The sequence below is a fragment of the Nocardioides sp. genome, assembly GCF_047602075.1.
Lineage (GTDB): Bacteria > Actinomycetota > Actinomycetes > Propionibacteriales > Nocardioidaceae > Nocardioides.
The window spans coordinates 289,098-306,372 of sequence record NZ_JASGIF010000002.1 but is presented as its reverse complement, the minus strand read 5'-3'; the positions used below and the strand labels follow the sequence as shown (position 1 = coordinate 306,372).

Sequence of the window (17,275 nt, the reverse complement as noted above, 5' to 3'; positions counted from 1 at the left end):
CTCAACCTATCCGGCTCGCCCACCGTCCTGGCATCATGGGTCGGACCGCCCCATCCGGGTGAGCGGCCAACGGGGAGGTGCCATGGGATCGGACGAGGCGAGGGCACGGACCGCACTCGAGGCAGCGCACGACGCCGACCAGGGCATGCTCACCCGGCTCATCCAGCAGGTGCTCGACTGTGGCCTGGACGGCTTCGGACCCTACGACTCCGCCGCCGAGGTCGCGGCCAAGGCCCGCTCGGAGACCTCCTCGGTCGCTGCCGCCGTCAAGAAGGTGACACGCTCCCACGTCCTCGGCGCGGGGGTCGGCGGATTCGCGACGGGTGTCGGCGGATTCGTCACCCTGCCGGTCGCGCTGCCGGCCAATGTGCTGGAGTTCTACGTCCAGGCCGCCCGTCTGGTCGGCGCGGTAGCGGTGCTGCGCGGCTACGACGTCGCCGACCAGCGGGTGCGGATGGCGGTGCTGCTCACCCTCTCGGGCGCCGACGCCGACGACGTGCTCGCCAAGGCAGGGCTGAGCACGGGTGGTGGTCGGCTCGCCTCCCTCGCCACTCGGCGGATGCCCCCGGCCGCCGTCGTACTCGTCAACAAGGCGGTCGCCTTCCGGCTGCTGCGCACCCTCGGCGACAGCGTGCTGACCCGACTGGGCAAGGGCGTCCCGCTGGTCGGCGGCGCGGTCGGCGCATCCTTCGACGGCTACCTGATGAAGAAGATCGCCGAGCGTGCAGAGAGGGAGTTCCCGCCGGCCGACTGACCGTGCCGGGCTACTCCTCCGACTCCGGCCGACTCGGCTCGTCCGGCGCGGCGAGCGGGAGCTCGGTGACCTCGGCCTCGGTGGCACGCTGCTCGGCCACCTTCGCCCAGGCGGTCGTGATGCCGTCGCGCACCTTGTCCCACGCGTCGGAGTAGCGACCCTCGGTGCGCTCGTCGATCGCAGCACCGGCCTTGTCCAGCCACTCCTCGAGACCGTCCTCGTGGTCGTGCGCGAAGTCGCCGACCTTCTCCAGTGCCTTGACGACCGTGTCCTCGGCAAGTCCGGTCGCCTCGGTGACGTGTCGCTCGATCTCCAGGTCGTCGAGGAACTGCTTGATGCTGTCGGTGATGTTGGCCATCGGTGGTCCCCTCTCGGCGCTCGGGGTGGGTCGGTCGGGATGTGTCCGGGATGACCGGGGGTCCGGCCAGGGTCAGCCCCGACGCGGCGAGCCCACTCCGATCGCCAGGCTACAAGTCATGTCCGCCTACTCACCTGCACAGGATGCATCTCCGCTGATCCGACAGCACTCACTCGCCGGGGTCCTCGGCGTCTGGGCCGCTGCCGCTCTCCCGATGGCCGCCCTGGCCTGGCTGGTAGCACCGGCCATCGCCCACCCCGATGCCGCCGACCCGGCATGGTTCCGCACGCTGGTGCTGGCGCTGACCGCCGGACTGGCCTGGCAGGCGGTGTTGGTGGCCTGGCTGGTGCGCCGCGAGCAAGGCACCCTGCGATGGGCCAGCACCCGGCGGGCACTCTGGCTGGTCGCGCCGACCACGGCGGCGGGTCGGCCATCGCGTCGACTCTGGTGGCTGGTCGTCCCCCTCGCCGTGGGCTTCGCCGCCGAGGAGGCGGTGCCGGTGGCCAGTCATCCGGCCGCCAGAGACATGGCCGCCTTCTTGGACGGAGCGACCGGTCACGACTTCCTTTCCGGCAACTGGCTGTGGTGGGGGATCCTGCTGGTGATGCTGGTCCTCAACACCGTCCTCGGTGAGGAGCTGATGTTCCGTGGCTGGCTGCTGCCGCGGATGCGTGGCGTCTTCGGCCGTGCGGACTGGGTCGCCAACGGAGTGCTGTTCGCCGTCTACCACCTGCACATGCCGTGGGCGATCCCCGGCGCACTGCTGGACACGTTCTGGCTGTCCTGGCCGAGCCGCCGGTTCCGGAGCGCTTGGTTCGGCATCGCGGTGCACAGCCTGCAGAGTGTGGTCATCTTGGTCGCCGTCACGGCGCTCGTCCTCACCCGGCGGTGACGAGATCCTCGATCCGCTCCAAGGTGGCCTCCATCGCCCGTCGGGTGCGCGCGGCGAGCAGGCGGACGAACGGGCGAGACAGCGGCCTCTCGGTGCTGATGTCCCAGGTCTCGGTCACCAACGTCCCCTCGTCGCGCGGCTCGAGCTGATAGCGCCAGGTGCGCCCGGTCACGACCTTCGAGAGTGCGCCACCGGCCAGCGTCCGCCACGCGATGACCCGGTCTTCCTCCAGCTCCACGACCTGGTTCAGGGTGGAGTAACCGATGCCGGCGTCCATATTCATCCCGAAGCGGTCGCCCAGGGCCAGCCGCCGGCTACCCCCACGCGACTCGCGCACCCAACCGGATCCGTCGATCTCCGCGTGTCTGGCTGGGTCGGCCAACAGATCGAAGATTTCCGAGGCGGGAGCGTGGATGAGGCGTTGCACGCTGATCCGGTCACTGCTTCGGTTCATGGCGCGCGAGGCTAGCAGTCGTCCTGGAGGCGCCCACTACGGTGGGGACCCATGGGCATCCCCACACACACACTCAACGACGGCCACACCCTGCCGGCGATCGGCTTCGGCACCTACCCACTCAACGGCGAGGACGGCATCGTCGCGGTGGTGAGCGCCGTCGAACAGGGCTACCGCCTGCTGGACACCGCGGTGAACTACGGCAACGAGGAGGCGGTCGGTGAAGCGATCCGCCGCTCGGGTCTCCCGCGTGAGGAGCTCAGGGTGACCAGCAAGATCCCCGGTCGCCACCATGCCTACGACGACGCGGTCGCCTCCACCAAGGACTCGTTGCGTCGGCTGGGGTTGGACTATCTCGACCTGCACCTCATCCACTGGCCGAATCCGAGCGTGGACAAGTACGTCGAGGCGTGGCGTGCGCTGATCGATCTGCGGGAGCAGGGTCTGGTCCGCTCGATCGGCGTCTCGAACTTCACCCCCGCCCACCTAGAGCGGATCATCACCGAGACCGGAGTGACCCCCGCGGTCAACCAGATCGAGCTGCACCCCCACTTCCCCCAGGTCGAGCAACGCGCCGTGAACGAGCGGCTGGGCATCCTCACCGAGTCGTGGAGCCCCCTAGGCAGGCGGCAGGCACCGTTCGAGGAGCCCGCGGTCGCCGGTCCGGCCGAGGCGTACGGCGTCACGCCGGGGCAGGTGATCCTGCGCTGGCAAGTGCAGCTCGGCGCCCTGCCCATCCCGAAGTCGGCGACCCGGGCACGGCAGACGCAGAACCTCGACGTCTTCGGCTTCCAGCTCACCGCCGGAGAGGTGGCCGCGATCACCGCTCTGGGTCGGACCGACGGGCGGCTCTTCGGCAGCGACCCGGACACGCACGAGGAGATGTAGCCGGCCCGCCGAACGAGCAGACCGGCACCAGAGTCGACCCGACCGGCACCTCCGATGGAGGCGGCGGAGGCGAGAGCCCGGCAAGGTGGTTCGTGACGGCGCGCCGCGGGACGCTACGGGGGTACGTCTCGCGGCGCAGCCGGCGCCGACGGGCGTCGATCAGTGCCTGAGCCAACATCCTGAGCCAACATCAGGGGAGACGATGACCAGCGATCCGACCACACCGATGGCGGTGCCGAGCCACCCCGGTGTCGTGCGCCCAGGGTCGGTCGGACAACCCTTCGCGAGTCCCCACGATCCCCACCCAGAGCCGACCGGCTTCGCCGCGTGGTGGCCCGACCTCACCACTGGCGGCGCAGTGACACTGGTCGGCCTGGTCGAAGTGCTGACGCGGGCGCCGTTCCTCTGGTGGGCGCCTACCATCTTGATGCTGGTGCTGGGGATCGCCGTCGCCAGCGCCCGGCACCTCCCGTGGCTCGCCTTCGGGCTGATGTGGGTTGCGGCCGTCATCCAACTGCTCACCGGGACTGGGCCATGGCTCGTCGAGGCGGCCGTCGGCATCGTGGCCTACGGGATAGCGCGGCACGGTAGCACCAGCCTGGTCTGGCTCAGTGGGCTGTCGATCCCGGCCGTCGGCATGCTCGGACTGCTATGGACCGGCGCACCCAACGACCTCGTCGACGTTGCTACCGGGTTGCGCTACGGGTCACCCGATCTGGTCGCGTTGACCATGCCTCTGCTGGCGTGGGGACTGATCCTGTTCTTGGTGCTCGGGTTGCCGTGGTTCGTCGGCCTGACGATGCGCTCGCTGGATCGTTCCCGCGCTTCCCAGGCCGCAGCCGAGCGACGGCAGGCGGAAGCCGAGGCACGGTCTGCCGCCGCCGAGCATGCCCGTCTTCAGGCCCAGGAGATCGCGACCCTCAAGGAGGGCCACGCCCAGCTCGCTCGCGACGTGCACGACGTGGTCGGCCATTCGCTCGCGGTGATCTTGGCCCAAGCTGAGGCTGCCCGCACCCGACCGGACAGCGACGTCGAGGCGATGCGTGAGGCGATGGGCAACGTTGCCGACTCCGCGCGACGTTCGCTCGGGGATGTGCGGGCTGTGCTGAGTCGGACCGGCGGCGGGGCCGCCGCCACGACGGCACGGGGTGGGCTGACCGAGTTGGTCGACGGCGTCGCGGCGGCCGGCAACGACGTCCGGCTCAGCGTGCTCGGCGAGCCGGTGCCGCTCCCGCCCGAGCTGGAGCAGGTGTCCTACCGGGTGCTGCAAGAGATGCTCACGAACGCTCTCAAGCACGGTCGACAGACCGGCCCGATCTGGGTCGAGCTGGCCTGGGGCGACCAATGGCAGCCCGATCAGCTCCGGTTGGAGGTCGCCAACCTCGGCAATGACGGGCCGGGGCTCACCCAGCCGATCCGACCGAATGACGGCGGAGCCGCACCGTGGACCGAGGGTTCAGAGCACCCGACCTCCGGTGCGGACGCCGCGCACCCCGGGCTCGGGCTGATCTCGATCCGGCAACGACTGGAGTCCGTGGGCGGCCGGATGGACGTACGCCGCCGTAGCAGCCCCGGCGGTGACCTGTTCACGGTGACCTGCTGGCTCCCGGTGCGCTCCGCGGAGCTGCGGTGACCGAGCCGCCCGAGACCATCGGTGTGCTTCTGGTCGACGACCAAGAGCTGTTCCGCGCCGGCGTCGCTGTGATCCTCAACGCGCAGGACGGGCTCCAGGTCATCGGTGAAGCAGGCGACGGCCGCGAGGCCGTCGAGCTCGTCGAGACGCTGGAGCCGGACGTCGTCTTGATGGACATCCGGATGCCCGACATGGACGGCGTCGAGGCGACCCGCCAGATCTTCGCACCCGAGCGGATCTCGCGGCGGACGCGGCCGGTCCGAGTCGTCGTCCTCACCACGTTCAACCTCGACGACCGGGCGGCCACCGCGATCCGCTACGGCGCCAGCGGGTTCCTGCTCAAGGACGCCACGCCGGCGATGCTGGCCGACGCGATCCGCACCGTGCACACGGGGAATGCGGTGCTCGCGCCGGCAGATCTGGCGACCCTGCTCGACGGCCAGTTCCGGATCCAGCAGCCGGTGCCCGCGGCGTACCTCTCCCTGACCGACAAGGAGCGTGAGGTGGCTCTGGCCATCGCTTGCGGATTGTCCAACGCAGAGATCGGGCAGCAGATCTTCGCGAGCGAATCGACGGTGAAGACCCACGTCGGGAGCATCTTGCGCAAGCTGGGCCTGCGCGATCGGGTCCAGGTCGTCGTCTTCGCCCATCAGCACGGCCTAGTCTGAGGTCGCGGGCGGAGCCCGATTCCGCGGAACGGCCGCGGGCTCTACGATCACAAGATGTCGATCGTCGCCTCGATCCTGGTCGCCCTGGTGGCGCTGGTCCACTGCTACATCGTCGTGCTCGAGATGGCGCTGTGGACCTCGCCACGGGGACGCGCCGCCTTCGGCACGACCGCGGAGTTCGCCGAGGAGACCAAGACGCTGGCGGCCAACCAGGGTCTCTACAACGGCTTCTTGGCGGCCGGCCTGATCTGGAGCCTGCTCGGCCCCGAGCACCTGCGCTTCGGCTTCGCCGTCTTCTTCCTGCTCTGCGTGATGGTCGCGGGACTCTACGGCGCGCTCACCGTCAGCCGACGCATCCTCGTGGTGCAGACTGTCCCCGCCACTCTCGCCCTCATCGCGGTCCTGCTCGCCCACTGATCACCCGGCAGCTGCCGTCGGACGTCATCGCGCCCGGTCGCCGGAGCGACCGGAAGGCATGAGGTCTGCGCCGGATCCGCCGACCGAGGGGTCAACGGTCGAGCTGGTCGAGCAGCCAGGAGGGGCGGAGCACCTCGGCGTCGACCGAGGCGACCCGGGCGGCCAGCGCGCGGTCGGCGGTGACGACCGTGACCGACGCTCCCGACTCAGCGGCCCCGCGAGCCGCCGCGACGATCGCTGCATCGCCGTCACGGGGCGCGTGCACGATGCGGACGTGGGCGTCCCGGCCAGCGGGCACGCCTGCCTTGGCCTGGCCCTCCAGCACCAACACGACTTCGTCATGAACCAGGTCCGCCACCAACAGTCGCTCGTGGAGCCGCGCCGCGGCCCCAGGCCGATCCTTCCACCAGCCATCGGGCGTCGCGCCCACGACGTTCGCACCGTCGACGATCAAGACTCGGGTCACTCCCCCTCCCGGCGCCGGAGCACGTCGGAGCGGCGTAGCCCGCTGACCCGGGTCGCATAATCCTCCAGGCGATCGGTCGCCACCAGCCCACCGATCAGCGCGCCCATCGAGGCGCCGGAGATCGCGGCCACCTCCATGTTGCGCCGTTGAAGCTCCCGGATCACCCCGATGTGCGCATACCCGCGCGCTCCCCCGGAGCCCAGCGCCAGCGCTACCCGCGTCGTTGCCACTCCTCCACGCTACTGAGGACGCCCCGCCCGACCCGGCCCGGCCTCACGAGCAGGAGCACTCCGCGAGATGCTGAGCGGGTGCGATGGTTCCCGGTCGACGTGCTGATGGTGTCGCTGTTCGCCGCCATCGGCCGACTCAGTCACGGCGAAGATCTGTCTCCGGGCGGCTGGTGGCACACCGCCTGGCCCTTCTTGGACGGACTGCTCGTCGGCTGGGTGCTGATCTGGTTGGCCGGTCGGGCCGGCGGCGGGCTCGGCGCCGGCATGGTCGTCTGGGGCTGCACCCTGATAGGCGGCATGCTGCTGCGAGCGCTGAGCGATCAGGGCATCGCCGCGCCGTTCGTCATCGTGGCGACCGTCGTACTCGCTGCCTTCGTGCTCGGCCCCCGCGCCCTGGTGAGGATCAGCCGAAGATCCAGCGCAGCATGAGCCACAGAGCGACGATGCTGATCACCACGCCCAGGACCAGGGGTACGACGACCAGGGCGACCGCCGCCACGATGTAGCCTGCTGTCGGCGGACCCGGATCGGGGTTCTCGCGGACCGCCTTCTCCAGCAGCGCGTAGTTCTTGCGGTTCGCCCGGTGGGCGACGTCGAGCAGGTCACCCACCCCCGGCACCACACCGAGGAGCGCATCCACGATCAGGGTGGTGCCCATCCGGGCCAGGCTCGGCACCGGCACCCGGTAGCGCACGGCGTCGTAGACGATCACGCCCGAGACGGTGGAGCCGATCAGGTCGCCGAGGCCGGGGATCAGGCCGATCACCGCATCGAGTCCGACGCCGACCTGGGTGCCCGGCACGGTCGCGAGGTCGTCCATCACATGCGCCAGGTGGCGACTGGTGGTGAGCCGAGGCGCGGGGTCGGCTACCGGGGCATCAATGGGTGTCGCGGGCTCCGCGGTGACGCTGGCTGACGGCTTCCGACTCACCCCTCCAGCGTAGGAGGTCTTGGGTCACGGACGGCCACCTCACGCGCACCACAGCACCGCGTCGCCGAGCTGATCGGCGAGGGCCGAGACACCGCGCAGCTCCTCGCGATCGGTCAGCAGCCTCACCAGCCCCTCGGCATTGCGCGCCTCAAGACGCTCGCGCATGGCCAGGCTCACTACGAGTCGGTCGTCATCGGTCATCGTCAGCTCCCTTCTCGACCGTGGACAGTCTCGACCGTGGCAGTCTCAACCGTTGGGCAGCAGCCTTGCTCAACGAGTTGTCGGCGGTGTTGACGACCGGTTACGTCCCCATCACATCGAAGGGAGGTCGACGGAACGGCCAGAGGCCGATCACCCGGATCGCACTACGATCCGGTCATGGTGACTGCGTCCTCGCGAAACCTGGCCGTGACATGCCCGCCGCGTAGGCGTCACACGTGACGCTTAGCCTGGATCCGTGGAAGGCCACCAGGCTTAGGGTGCGGCCGTGAGCGCCCCGACCCAGGCCGAGTCCGGCCACTACGGACCCGCGCCGGACCACGCCGGGGCGCTCTTCGACGGCTACGCCCTGGATCCGCACGCGTGGGACGAGATGCTGGAGGAAGTCGGCGCACCGCGTACGACGTACAAGGCCGTCCACCACACCCTGGCCTCGATGACGTCGGCGGAGATGAGGGACCGAGCCGACCAGCTCGCCCGCAGCTATCTCGACCAGGGCGTCACCTTCGACCACTCCGGGGAGGAACAACCGTTCCCCCTGGACGCCGTGCCGCGGGTGATCTCGGCGCACGAGTGGGATGCCATCGAGTCGGGCGTGATCCAGCGGGTGACCGCGCTCGAGGCCCTGCTGGACGACATCTACAGCCGCGAGGGGGAGCTGCCTCGCTCGGTCCACGAGGGCATCGTCCCGTGGCGGCTGATCGCGTCGTCGGCGCACTTCCACCGCGCGGTGACCGGGATCCGGCCACCGAACGGCGTGCGGGTGCACGTCTCCGGCATCGACCTGGTCCGCGACGAGGACGGCGTCTTCCGGGTCTTGGAGGACAACGTGCGCGTGCCCTCCGGTGTCTCCTATGTGATCGCGAACCGTCGCGCGATGGCCAACGTCTTCCCCGAGGCGTTCGCGACGATGCGGATCCGCCCGGTCCGTGACTATCCGCGGATGCTGCTGTCCGCGCTGCGTGCCGCCGCACCGGACGGCACCAAGGATCCGACGGTCGTCGTCCTCACCCCGGGCATCTACAACAGCGCCTACTTCGAGCACGCGCTCCTGGCCCGGATGATGGGCGTCGAGCTCGTCGAGGGCCGCGACCTGATCTGCAGCGGCGGCCAGGTGCGGATGCGCACGACCACCGGCGACCAACCCGTCGACGTGATCTACAAGCGCCTCGACGACGAGTTCCTCGACCCGGTGCACTTCCGTGGGGACTCGATGCTCGGCTGCGCGGGCCTGGTGTCGTCGATGCGGGCCGGTCGGGTGAGCGTCGCCAACGCGGTCGGCAACGGGGTCGCCGACGACAAGCTGATCTACTCCTACATTCCCGATCTGATCCGCTTCTATCTCGAAGAGGACCCGATCCTGCCCAACGTCGACACCTACCGCTGCAACGAGCCCCCCGCGCTGCGGCACGTCCTCGACCACCTCGACGAGATGGTCGTCAAGCCGGTCGACGGCTCCGGAGGCAAGGGCCTGGTGATCGGCACGGAGGCGGACGGCAAGACCCTGGACGGGCTCCGGGCCAAGCTGGTCGCCGATCCGCGCGGCTGGATCGCCCAACCGGTGGTCCAGCTGTCGACGGTGCCGACCTTGATCTCCGGCCGCCTCGAGCCACGCCACGTGGACCTGCGTCCCTTCGCGGTCAACGACGGCGACCGGGTGCGTGTGCTGCCCGGTGGGCTGACTCGGGTCGCCCTCCCCGCCGGTCAGCTCGTGGTCAACTCCAGCCAGGGCGGGGGTTCGAAGGACACCTGGGTGCTCTCCGGGCGCCACCATCTGGCCCAGCGGCGCTCCAGACGGTCCGCCGACAGCCGGGAGGTCATCGTGATGACGGCGCCGACCTCGTCGCCCGAGGACTCCCTGCGCGCCCAGCAACAACAGCAGCAACAGACCGGAGCAGAGCGCTATCGTGCCCGCCGGAAGGCGTCGCCGCCCGGGGGTGAGCGATGATGCTCAGCCGGATCGCGGAGTCGCTGTTCTGGATCGGGAGGTACGTCGAGCGGGCCGACGGCACCGCGCGCATCGTCGACGTACTCCGACTCCAACTGCTGGAGGACCCTGGCGCCGACGAGCACCAGACCGCGGCGACCGTGCTGTCCTCGGTGATGGGCATGCCGACCGACGGCGAGGCCACCTTCGCCACGGTCGGCGACCTGCTCGTCTTCGACCGCGGCAACCCCAGCTCGATCTCGGGGGCGTGGCACGCGGCCCGGGAGAACGCGCGCCGGACCCGCGAGACCCTCTCCACCGAGCTGTGGGAGACCATCAACACGACCTGGCATCGCTGGCGCAGCATGGGCCGGCATGCGGTGACCGAGCGGCATCTCTCCTGGGTCCGCGAGCGCGCGGCGTTGGTCAACGGCATCGCCGACTCCACGATGAGCCACGACGACGCCTGGGACTTCCTCGTGCTCGGCCGTGCCCTCGAACGTGCCGACATGACCGCCCGCCTGGTCGCCAACGGTGGCCTGCACTCCCGCGGTCCGTCGTGGTCGACCGTGCTCAGCTCGTGCGGCGCGGCCCAGGCCTTCACCCGCAGCCAGCGCGGCCTGCTCACCGACCACCGAGCGGCGGCATTCCTGGTCCTCGACCGTGAGTTCCCGCGGTCGGTGTGCTTCGCGCTCGCCGAGGCCGAGCGACGGCTGATGGCCCTCTCCCCCGAGGCCGCCCGGATCGGCGTCTCCGACGAGGCGCGCCGCCAACTCGGGCGCATCCGCACGTCGCTGGAGTATCGCTCCACCTCCGAGATCCTCGCCGACCTCCCCGCCCAGATGCTGCGGGTGCAGGCCGCCATCACCGCAGCCTCGGAGGCGATCGCCGCGAAGTACTTCCAGGCCGGTCCGGTCCTCAGCTGGACCGAGGAGCTGGTGTGACCGTGCGGCGCTATCGGATCGTGCACAAGACCTCGATGACATACGACGCACCGGTGCGCGCCTCTCACAACGAGCTGCGGATGACACCGCTGAGCGAGCCCGGTCAGACCACGCTCGAGAGCCGGCTGCGGGTCCGGCCGATGACCTGGAGCCACATCTACCGTGACCATTGGGGCACTCATGTCACGGCGATGGAGTCGCTCCAAGAGCACCATCGTCTGGACATCGAGGCGGTCAGCACCGTCGAGCGGAGCGATCCGCCGTCGTTCGTCGAGTCGATCGGCTGGGGAGCGCTGGCCGACGACGCCGTCGGCGATCGCAACTACGAGTGGCTGATGCTGACCCCACGAACCACGCCGGGTGAGGGGGTCGGGGAGCTGGCCGACTCCGTGCGGGAACTCGCGACCCCGCGCGAGGCGGCGTACTCCTTGTGTGCACGCGTCAACGAGGTGATGACCTACCAGCACGGCGCCACCGGGGTGCACAGCAGCGGCGAGGAGGCCTGGCTCGCCCGCGCCGGCGTGTGTCAGGACTTCGCGCACATCACCCTCGGTGCGCTGCGCACCCTCGGCGTGCCCGCCCGCTATGTCTCCGGCTACCTGGCTCCCAAACGGGACGCCGAGGTCGGCGAGACCAGCACCGGCGAGAGTCATGCGTGGGTGGAGTTCTGGGACGGTGACTGGCTTGCCGCCGACCCGACCAACCTGACCCCGGTCGGCGTCGACCATGTCGTCGTCGCCCGCGGCCGGGACTATCAAGACGTGCCGCCGTTCAAGGGCGTCTACTCCGGCCCCGGGGTGGCCGACCTCACCGTCGAGGTGCGGTTCACCCGGCTGAGCTGACGGCTCGCTGGCTCGGCTGACTCGGACCCGTCTGCTGCGCGATTGTCGGGGCTGAGTTCCCTGCAGAACGGGCATCCAGCACCCACGCGGGCGCAGGAGATCACGGGGTCTCAAAGGAGGAACGATGAGGAAGCTCGCATCCGCCGGCACCGTCGCGATGATCGGCCAGCCGGTCGGACCAGACTCGCGACTGGACCCGTGACGGCGGCGACCGCACTCGCGACTGGTCGGCCGACAAGACCAACGGCGCCAGCCGCAACGACAACCGCAGTCTGCGCTGATCCGATGACCGACCCCCAGCGCACGGCTCCCGCCTCGTGGGGGCTGCAGGAGGGCGACCCGATCTCCGCCGAGCTCGGAGCTGCCCGACGACGTGCCCGACGAGGTCGCCAAGCTGATCCTCGCGATGCTCGAGAAGCGACCCGCCAACCGGCCCCGGCCGGCAGAGGTCGCCGACACGCTGCAGCCCGTCTTGGAGGCACTCCCCCGCGGCCGCCTGGCCGGCTTCAAGGTCCGTTGATCCCGCCTGCTCGACTTGCCCTCGCGGAGTAGCCCCTCGTCAGCGGGCGTTGAAGCGGTAGCCCATCCCGCGCACGGTGCTGATCGTGTCGGCCCCGAACTTCTTGCGCAGGTAGCCGACGTAGACGTCGACGACGTTCGATCCAGGATCGAAGTCATAGCCCCAGACGTGATCGAGAAGCTGCTCTCGGGAGAGCACCTGCCCCGGGTTGAGCGTGAAGATCTCCGCGAGTGCGAACTCCCTTGCCGAGAGCTCGACCACTCGACCGGAGATCTCCGCCTGCCGGGTGCGGAGGTCCAACAAGACGTCACCGACCACCAGGTGCTCCGGTCTCGCGCTGGCGGCCTGTTCCGGCTGACGCAGCCGGAGCCGGACCCGGGCCAGGAGCTCGGCGAAGCGGAACGGCTTGGGCATGTAGTCGTCGGCGCCCCCTTCCAGCGCCGTGACCGTGTCGGTCACCGAGTCCCGCGCGGTCAGCACGATGACCGGCACCCGGCTGCCCTGCGAGCGGAGCTGGTCGAGCACCTCGAAGCCGTCCAGCCCCGGCAGGCCGATATCGAGGATGACCAGGTCATAGAGCCCGGTCATCGCCTCGTCCAACGCCTGCCGACCGTCGCCGACCACCGTGGGCTGGTGCCCTTCTGCCCGCAGGCCCTTGGCGACGAACGACGCGATGCGCTCCTCGTCCTCGACGATCAAGATCGCGGCCATGACTGCTCCTCCGATGACTCTGCGTGCTGCGTCCCTAGGTCCGGCGCCTCTGGATGCAACGTCTCAGGGCTCGGTGCCTCCGCGTGCGCCGACGCCTGGGTGGTGACGAGAGGGATGACGACCTCGAAGCAGGCGCCGCTCGGGTCGGCCGGCACGGCCCGCGCGGTGCCGCCGTGGGCCTCGGCGATGGCGCGCACGATGGAGAGGCCGAGCCCGAAGCCCTCGTCGCCGGCGGCCACAACCCCGCGACCGAACCGGTCGAAGATCAGCTCCCGGTCCGCCTCGGGCACGCCCGGTCCCTCGTCGGCCACCCACAACACCAGGTCGCCGCCGACCACCGAGGCGCCAAAGCCGACGGCGTCGTCCGACTCGGTGTGCTTGACCGCGTTGTCGGCGAGCTGCAGCAGCGCCTGGGTGATCCGCTGCTCGTCGAGCATCGCGGTGAGCTCGGGCACCGAGTCGAGCCACCAGTCCCGGTCACCGAGCGCGCGGGCCTTGGCGAGCACGGCCCTCAGCAGCGGCTCGATCTGGGTCGGAGCAGGGTGGACGAAGTCGGGTCGACGGGCCTTCGCGAGCAGGATCAGGTCGCCGACCAGACGGGCCATCCGGTCGGTCTCGTCCAGAAGCAGCTCCTTGGTCTCCGCGATCTCCTCCTGACTGCCGACGTCGAGCAGCTCCAGGTGGCCGCGGAGCACCGTCAGCGGCGTGCGCAGCTCGTGGCCCGCGTCGTCGAGGAACCGGCGCTGACCCTCGAAGCCGGCTTCCAGCCGGTCGAGCATGTCGTTGACCGTTCGAGTCAGTGCGGTCAGGTCGTCGTTGCCACGCTCGGGGATCCGCTGGGTCAGGTCAGTGGCCGTGATGTCCTCGGCAGTGCGGCGCAGTGTCCGCAACGGAGCGAGCAGCCGACCGGACTGCCACCAGGCCAGCCCGGCGACCAGGATCAACAATCCCGAGCCCACCAGGGCATAGGTGCGGATGGTGTCATGCAGACCACCCCTGGCGAGGTCCAGGAAGGTGACGATCACCAGCGCACCGGAGTCCGAGTCACCGGCTTGGGCAGGTTGGACGGTGACCATCAGCTCGCCGTACTCCCGCGAGTGGTAGATCGACGTGCCGCTGACGTCGATCCGCTCCCTCACGAACGCGACGAACGACGGGTCCTCGGCCAGCGGATGTCGGGGCGACCGGATCTTCGGCCCGCCTCCCCACCAACCGATCAACAGCTCGTCCTCGTCGGGGACGTTGCGGCTCAAGAAGGTGCTGATCAACGACTGCACGTCGGTGAAGGGCGTGCCGCCTTCCGCTGCGTCCCTCTGCAGCGCCGCGAACTCGTCCAACTCCTGGTCGATCTCCCGCGTGACCTCCTCGCCGATCCGATCGGCCTCGATGGCGAAGGCGATCACGCCCGCCGCGGCCAGGGCGAGACCCGCCAGCAGCGCCATCGCTGCGGTGAGTCGAGCGCGCACGGACAAGCCCGGTCGAGAGCGATCCGCGCTTCGGCCGGGCTCAGGAGTCGAGGGCGGCGAGCTCAGTGGCCGCCCCTGTCAGTCGTCATCGTTCAGTCGTCATCGTTCAGTCGTCATCGGGATCATCGTCATGGTCGTCGTGCCGATCGTCCCTGTCGTGGTCATCGTCATCGTCGCCGTCCCGGCCGTCGTCATCCCCATCGTCGTCGATGTCGTCCGGATCAAGGGTGGCGTCCTCCACCGGACTCTGCGAGCGACCCGGACCGCCGGACGGATCCGCCGACCGGCTGCGCCTTCCGCTGGGCCCTCCGCTGGGCTCGGCGGTGCTGCTCGACGTCGGAGCGTCCTTGAGCACGACGGTCTGCCGGGGCGCCGGTGGCTCAGGGCTGGCATGCAGGATGCCGAAGGCATAGATGGCGAGCACCGCGACCACTCCCGCCCCCAGCGTGGTCTGCCACCACCGCATCACGACCTCCCGCCCCGCCGTCTTCACGCCGCCTCCTCGCGCTCCGGGGGCAGTCGCCACTGCTGACCGCCCGAGATCCAGCCTGCGGCCGCCCGATGGGCTGGCGATGAGACGAAAATGAGAAGCCTCTCATGAAACCAGAGCCGCCCACCTCGCCGGACGTCGTGCGAGCTGGTCGCCCGGGCGACCGGAGACGATGACGTCCCGCCCACCCGGCTAACGTTGCCCGGTGGGCGTCGGCAACCGCCGACTGCCGAGGAGGGGGATGTCGTGCAGGTCTGGCCAGGCTCGGCATACCCCCTGGGCGCCGACTTCGACGGCAGCGGCACCAACTTCGCGCTGTTCAGCGAGGTAGCCGACCGGGTCGAGCTGTGCCTCTTCGACAACGGCGTCGGGCCGGACGCGGCGCCGGTCGAGACACGAATCGAGCTGACCGAGGTCGACGGCTACGTCTGGCACTGCTACCTGCCGCACGTGCAGCCCGGACAGCGCTACGGCTACCGCGTGCACGGACCCTACGACCCCGACCGCGGCCAGCGCTGCAACCCCAACAAGCTGCTGCTGGACCCCTACGCCAAGGCCACCTGGGGCACCATCGACTGGAGCCCGGCGCTGTTCGGCTACGACTTCGACGATCCCGACCAGCGCAACGACGAGGACTCCGCCCCGCACATGATGCTCGGGGTGGTCATCAACCCGTTCTTCAACTGGGAGGGCGACCGTCGACTCGGCCACCCCTACAACGAGACGGTCATCTACGAGGCGCACGTCAAGGGCCTCACCGAGCTGCACCCCGACATCCCGGCCGAGCTGCGCGGCACGTACGCCGGCCTGGCGCACCCCGCCATCACCGAACACCTCACCCGACTCGGGGTCACCGCGATCGAGCTGATGCCCGTCCACGAGTTCGTGCAGGACCAAGCCCTGCAGGAGCAGGGGCTGCGCAACTACTGGGGCTACAACACCATCGGCTTCTTCGCCCCGCACGCCGGGTACGCCGCCGTACCCCGTGATCCGACGCAGCGCGGCCAGCAGGTCCAGGAGTTCAAGTCGATGGTCAAGGCGATGCACGCCGCCGGCATCGAGGTGATCTTGGACGTGGTCTACAACCACACCGCGGAGGGCAACCATCTCGGGCCGACACTGTCCTTCAAGGGCATCGACAACGCGGCGTACTACCGCGTCGTCGAGGACGACCCCCGCTACTACATGGACTACACCGGCACCGGCAACTCGCTCAACGTGCGGCACCCGCACTCGCTGCAGCTGATCATGGACTCGCTGCGCTACTGGGTCACCGAGATGCACGTCGACGGCTTCCGCTTCGACCTTGCCGCCACGCTGGCGCGCGAGTTCTACGACGTCGACCGGCTGGCCACCTTCTTCGAGCTGGTGCAGCAGGACCCGGTGGTCAGCCAGGTCAAGCTGATCGCGGAGCCGTGGGACGTCGGCCCTGGCGGCTATCAAGTCGGGAACTTCCCGCCGCAGTGGACCGAGTGGAACGGCGCCTACCGCGACACCGTGCGCGACTTCTGGCGCGGGGAGCCGGAGATCGGCGCGTTCGCCAGCCGGCTGGCCGGATCCTCGGACTTCTACGAGCACTCCGGCCGCCGCCCGGTCGCCTCGATCAACTTCATCACCGCCCACGACGGATTCACCCTCGCCGACCTGGTGTCCTACAACGAGAAGCACAACGACGCCAACGGCGAAGGCGGTCGGGACGGTGAGAGCTTCAACCGGTCCTGGAACCACGGCGCCGAGGGCCCCACCGACGATCCCGCGATCCTCGCCTCCCGGGCGCGCACGCAGCGCAACTTCCTGGCCACCCTGCTGCTCAGCCAGGGCGTCCCGATGATTGCGCACGGCGACGAGCTGGGCCGCACCCAGCAGGGCAACAACAACACCTACGCCCAAGACTCCGAGCTGAGCTGGGTGCACTGGGACGAGGCCGACCTGCCCCTGGTGGAGTTCACCGCGGCCGTGTCCCGGCTACGCCGCGAACACCCGACCTTCCGGCGCAAGCGGTTCTTCACCGGCACGACGGTGCGCACGGCCGACGGCCCCGAAGGCGGGGACCGGCTCAACGACATCGTCTGGCTGCAGGCCGACGGCCGCCCGATGGAGGGTGCGGACTGGGAGGCGGCGGGAGAGACGCTGCTGGGCATGTACCTCAACGGTCAGGGCATCACCGGCCCGGACGCCATGGGTCGGCCCATCCACGACGACCACTTCTTGCTGTACTTCAACGCCGCCGATGCCGCGGTCGCCGTACAGCTCCCGCCGGAGGAGTACGCCGCCGCGTGGGACGTCGTCCTCGACACCGCTGCCGCCAAGCCCGACGCCGACCCACACCTCCCGGGCACCTCTCTCGAGGTCCCCGCCCGGAGCGTGGTGGTGCTGCGCGAGCACGTCCCCGCCGCCCCCACCCCCGACTCCTCCGTCGCCGCCTCCCTCGCAGCGAAATCCCGCCGCCCCACCTCCCCCTGACC

21 protein-coding genes are annotated in these 17,275 nt (G+C 69.9%); 12 read left to right on the top strand and 9 right to left on the bottom strand.

Annotation, left to right across the window (positions count from 1 at the left end; translation table 11 throughout):
• The first annotated feature begins 82 nt into the window (after positions 1–82).
• The gene (locus QM714_RS14210; protein ID WP_415101667.1) at positions 83–754 is read left to right on the top strand and encodes an EcsC family protein; all 672 of its coding nucleotides are present in this window, start codon (positions 83–85) and stop codon (positions 752–754) included.
• Positions 755–764: 10 nt separating this feature from the next.
• On the opposite strand, the gene QM714_RS14205 is transcribed toward QM714_RS14210, so the two are convergent.
• Positions 765–1,112: an antitoxin gene (locus tag QM714_RS14205; protein ID WP_415101665.1), complete on the bottom strand. Its 348-nt coding sequence runs from the start codon at positions 1,110–1,112 to the stop codon at positions 765–767.
• Positions 1,113–1,230: 118 nt separating this feature from the next.
• On the opposite strand from QM714_RS14205, the gene QM714_RS14200 reads away from it, so the two are divergent.
• Positions 1,231–2,004, top strand: coding sequence for a lysostaphin resistance A-like protein (locus QM714_RS14200; protein WP_415101663.1), 774 nt, complete (start codon positions 1,231–1,233; stop codon positions 2,002–2,004).
• Here the strand turns inward: QM714_RS14200 and QM714_RS14195 are convergent.
• Positions 1,991–2,458: an SRPBCC family protein gene (locus tag QM714_RS14195; protein ID WP_415101661.1), complete on the bottom strand. Its 468-nt coding sequence runs from the start codon at positions 2,456–2,458 to the stop codon at positions 1,991–1,993. The two genes, QM714_RS14200 and QM714_RS14195, sit on opposite strands and share 14 nt — an antisense overlap.
• Before the next feature lie 51 nt (positions 2,459–2,509).
• Here QM714_RS14195 and QM714_RS14190 point away from each other — a divergent pair, with 51 nt between their 5' ends.
• The 4 genes from QM714_RS14190 (at position 2,510) to QM714_RS14175 (ending at position 6,064) form a co-directional block, all read left to right on the top strand.
• Positions 2,510–3,346, top strand: coding sequence for an aldo/keto reductase (locus QM714_RS14190; protein ID WP_415101659.1), 837 nt, complete (start codon positions 2,510–2,512; stop codon positions 3,344–3,346).
• Positions 3,347–3,548: 202 nt separating this feature from the next.
• A complete protein-coding gene (locus tag QM714_RS14185; RefSeq protein WP_415101657.1) occupies positions 3,549–4,979 on the top strand; it encodes a sensor histidine kinase in 1,431 nt (476 codons plus the stop codon).
• The gene (locus QM714_RS14180) at positions 4,976–5,647 is read left to right on the top strand and encodes a response regulator (RefSeq protein ID WP_415101655.1); all 672 of its coding nucleotides are present in this window, start codon (positions 4,976–4,978) and stop codon (positions 5,645–5,647) included. The genes QM714_RS14185 and QM714_RS14180 overlap by 4 nt, the downstream gene beginning before the upstream one ends.
• 54 nt (positions 5,648–5,701) lie before the next feature.
• Complete coding sequence (locus tag QM714_RS14175) at positions 5,702–6,064, top strand: DUF1304 domain-containing protein (RefSeq protein ID WP_415101653.1); 363 nt, start codon at positions 5,702–5,704, stop codon at positions 6,062–6,064.
• A 91-nt stretch (positions 6,065–6,155) separates the two neighbouring features.
• Here the strand turns inward: QM714_RS14175 and QM714_RS14170 are convergent, their stop codons facing one another.
• Together QM714_RS14170 and QM714_RS14165 are read right to left on the bottom strand one after the other, a co-directional pair.
• A complete protein-coding gene (locus tag QM714_RS14170) occupies positions 6,156–6,530 on the bottom strand; it encodes a hypothetical protein (protein ID WP_415101651.1) in 375 nt (124 codons plus the stop codon).
• Complete coding sequence (locus tag QM714_RS14165; protein ID WP_415101649.1) at positions 6,527–6,760, bottom strand: patatin-like phospholipase family protein; 234 nt, start codon at positions 6,758–6,760, stop codon at positions 6,527–6,529. Before QM714_RS14165 ends, QM714_RS14170 begins: the two co-directional genes overlap by 4 nt.
• A 78-nt stretch (positions 6,761–6,838) precedes the next feature.
• Here QM714_RS14165 and QM714_RS14160 point away from each other — a divergent pair, with 78 nt between their 5' ends.
• Positions 6,839–7,189, top strand: coding sequence for a DUF3054 domain-containing protein (locus QM714_RS14160; RefSeq protein WP_415101647.1), 351 nt, complete (start codon positions 6,839–6,841; stop codon positions 7,187–7,189).
• Here QM714_RS14160 and QM714_RS14155 read toward each other — a convergent pair.
• Positions 7,164–7,691 (bottom strand): DUF4112 domain-containing protein, encoded by a 528-nt coding sequence (locus QM714_RS14155; RefSeq protein ID WP_415101645.1) that lies wholly within the window; start codon positions 7,689–7,691, stop codon positions 7,164–7,166. The genes QM714_RS14160 and QM714_RS14155 overlap by 26 nt on opposite strands.
• Before the next feature lie 39 nt (positions 7,692–7,730).
• The gene (locus QM714_RS14150; protein WP_415101643.1) at positions 7,731–7,892 is read right to left on the bottom strand and encodes a hypothetical protein; all 162 of its coding nucleotides are present in this window, start codon (positions 7,890–7,892) and stop codon (positions 7,731–7,733) included.
• 286 nt (positions 7,893–8,178) lie between these two features.
• Here QM714_RS14150 and QM714_RS14145 point away from each other — a divergent pair, with 286 nt between their 5' ends.
• From QM714_RS14145 to QM714_RS14130, 4 genes are all read left to right on the top strand, one after another.
• Complete coding sequence (locus QM714_RS14145; protein WP_415101641.1) at positions 8,179–9,858, top strand: circularly permuted type 2 ATP-grasp protein; 1,680 nt, start codon at positions 8,179–8,181, stop codon at positions 9,856–9,858.
• Positions 9,858–10,781 carry an alpha-E domain-containing protein gene (locus tag QM714_RS14140; RefSeq protein WP_415101639.1) on the top strand — a complete coding sequence of 308 codons (924 nt, stop codon included), beginning with the start codon at positions 9,858–9,860 and terminating at the stop codon, positions 10,779–10,781. The genes QM714_RS14145 and QM714_RS14140 overlap by 1 nt, the downstream gene beginning before the upstream one ends.
• On the top strand, positions 10,778–11,623 hold the full coding sequence (locus tag QM714_RS14135) for a transglutaminase family protein (RefSeq protein WP_415101637.1): 846 nt from the start codon (positions 10,778–10,780) through the stop codon (positions 11,621–11,623). Before QM714_RS14140 ends, QM714_RS14135 begins: the two co-directional genes overlap by 4 nt.
• A gap of 373 nt (positions 11,624–11,996) precedes the next feature.
• Positions 11,997–12,143 carry a hypothetical protein gene (locus tag QM714_RS14130; protein WP_415101635.1) on the top strand — a complete coding sequence of 49 codons (147 nt, stop codon included), beginning with the start codon at positions 11,997–11,999 and terminating at the stop codon, positions 12,141–12,143.
• 39 nt (positions 12,144–12,182) lie between these two features.
• On the opposite strand, the gene QM714_RS14125 is transcribed toward QM714_RS14130, so the two are convergent.
• The 3 genes from QM714_RS14125 to QM714_RS14115 all read right to left on the bottom strand — a co-directional run bounded on the left by QM714_RS14125 (position 12,183) and on the right by QM714_RS14115 (position 14,813).
• Positions 12,183–12,854, bottom strand: a complete 672-nt coding sequence (locus tag QM714_RS14125; protein WP_415101633.1) for a response regulator transcription factor — start codon at positions 12,852–12,854, stop codon at positions 12,183–12,185.
• On the bottom strand, positions 12,839–14,320 hold the full coding sequence (locus tag QM714_RS14120) for a sensor histidine kinase (protein WP_415101631.1): 1,482 nt from the start codon (positions 14,318–14,320) through the stop codon (positions 12,839–12,841). Before QM714_RS14120 ends, QM714_RS14125 begins: the two co-directional genes overlap by 16 nt.
• Positions 14,321–14,426: 106 nt before the next feature.
• A complete protein-coding gene (locus QM714_RS14115; protein ID WP_415101629.1) occupies positions 14,427–14,813 on the bottom strand; it encodes a hypothetical protein in 387 nt (128 codons plus the stop codon).
• Positions 14,814–15,056: 243 nt separating this feature from the next.
• Between QM714_RS14115 and glgX the strand changes: the two genes are divergently transcribed.
• Positions 15,057–17,273, top strand: coding sequence for a glycogen debranching protein GlgX (gene glgX, locus QM714_RS14110; RefSeq protein WP_415101627.1), 2,217 nt, complete (start codon positions 15,057–15,059; stop codon positions 17,271–17,273).
• Positions 17,274–17,275 lie beyond the last annotated feature (2 nt).

Bases quoted from the DNA above. Each gene is read 5' to 3' on its own strand.
- QM714_RS14185 (WP_415101657.1), top strand. From the start codon at position 3,549: ATGACCAGCGATCCGACCACACCGATGGCGGTGCCGAGCCACCCCGGT.
- QM714_RS14190 (WP_415101659.1), top strand. From the start codon at position 2,510: ATGGGCATCCCCACACACACACTCAACGACGGCCACACCCTGCCGGCG.
- QM714_RS14175 (WP_415101653.1), top strand. From the start codon at position 5,702: ATGTCGATCGTCGCCTCGATCCTGGTCGCCCTGGTGGCGCTGGTCCAC.
- QM714_RS14150 (WP_415101643.1), bottom strand. From the start codon at position 7,892: ATGACCGATGACGACCGACTCGTAGTGAGCCTGGCCATGCGCGAGCGT.
- QM714_RS14210 (WP_415101667.1), top strand. From the start codon at position 83: ATGGGATCGGACGAGGCGAGGGCACGGACCGCACTCGAGGCAGCGCAC.
- QM714_RS14200 (WP_415101663.1), top strand. From the start codon at position 1,231: ATGTCCGCCTACTCACCTGCACAGGATGCATCTCCGCTGATCCGACAG.
- QM714_RS14140 (WP_415101639.1), top strand. From the start codon at position 9,858: ATGCTCAGCCGGATCGCGGAGTCGCTGTTCTGGATCGGGAGGTACGTC.
- QM714_RS14205 (WP_415101665.1), bottom strand. From the start codon at position 1,112: ATGGCCAACATCACCGACAGCATCAAGCAGTTCCTCGACGACCTGGAG.
- QM714_RS14195 (WP_415101661.1), bottom strand. From the start codon at position 2,458: ATGAACCGAAGCAGTGACCGGATCAGCGTGCAACGCCTCATCCACGCT.
- QM714_RS14125 (WP_415101633.1), bottom strand. From the start codon at position 12,854: ATGGCCGCGATCTTGATCGTCGAGGACGAGGAGCGCATCGCGTCGTTC.